General features: G+C 66.6%; 1 protein-coding gene. It reads left to right on the forward strand.

The window, feature by feature from the left end; all coding sequences use genetic code 11:
* Positions 1–273: 273 nt before the first annotated feature.
* Positions 274–831, forward strand: a complete 558-nt coding sequence (locus AB4Y86_RS19535; protein ID WP_441403769.1) for an MmyB family transcriptional regulator — start codon at positions 274–276, stop codon at positions 829–831.
* The last annotated feature ends 169 nt before the right edge of the window (positions 832–1,000 follow it).

A 1,000-nucleotide genomic window follows, 5' to 3' on the forward strand; every position in this document is an offset into this window, starting at 1 on the left:
AAGTCGCACACAGCGGGCTGGGGGGGCTCAGGAATTGACCGGCTCGGCGTCGCGGTGCACGTCGAGTTCCGTCGGGAACGGGGAAAAGCCAAGGGTGCGTCGGAAGGAATCCTCGAAGGGATCAGCCGGGCGTTGCAACTGGACGACGCCGAGCGCGCGCATCTCTTCGACCTGGTCCGTGCAGCCAACACCACTACGTGGCAAGACGCCCGGACCCGGCGACCGGCGAAACGTCAGGAAATGCGGTCCGGCGTGCAGCAGCTTCTCGACGCAATGACCCTTGTCCCGGCGGTCGTCCAAAACGGCCGGCTGGATATCGTGGCGGCCAATCAGCTGGGCCGCGCCCTCTTCTCGGAGCTCTACGCCCAGGCGCGCGTCACCGGCCGAAGCGGCCAGCCTGCCAACTTCATCCATTTCCTGTTCCTCTCCCCCGCGGCGAAGGACATGTACCCGGACTGGGATGAGGCCACCCAGCAGACCGTGGCAATGCTGCGCGCGGAGGCCGGTCGGGTCCCGGACGACCGGGCCCTCCGGCCTCTGGTCGGTGAGTTGTCCACCCGAAGCGACGCCTTCCGAACCCTCTGGGGGTCCCACGATGCCCGGCCCCCTGCTGTTCCTCGCCTACACGGCTCGACCGGGAACGCCCTCTCACGACAACTTGCAACTCCTCGCCAGCTGGGCCGCAACTGCCGAAGATCTCTCTGTGGAGGATGCGCCGGAACCGAACCGCGGGATGGACGGGGCGTTAGGGATTTCGGGAGCGTCAGCGGGAGCAAAGAGCTCAGCTGGCATGCACCGGGTGCTCTTAAAATGTCAGACCCTCTTGTTTGAATTGGTGCATGGGAATCGGTGCAGTTCTCGTCTCTCGTCCGGCCGGTCGGCCGGACGGTGATGAKCGCGGCGCCGCTCCGTCACTCGGCAGTTTTCTGGGCCAGTTGCGGGAGTTGAGTTCGACGGCGGCGCAGGACGCGGCGCTGCTCGGCTTCGCTGCTGCGGCGGA

It is taken from the genome of Arthrobacter sp. 2YAF22_2 (genome assembly GCF_052114645.1).
Lineage (GTDB): Bacteria > Actinomycetota > Actinomycetes > Actinomycetales > Micrococcaceae > Arthrobacter.

Excerpts from the sequence above, each read along its gene's own strand:
- AB4Y86_RS19535 (WP_441403769.1), top strand. The coding sequence starts at position 274 with ATGACCCTTGTCCCGGCGGTCGTCCAAAACGGCCGGCTGGATATCGTG.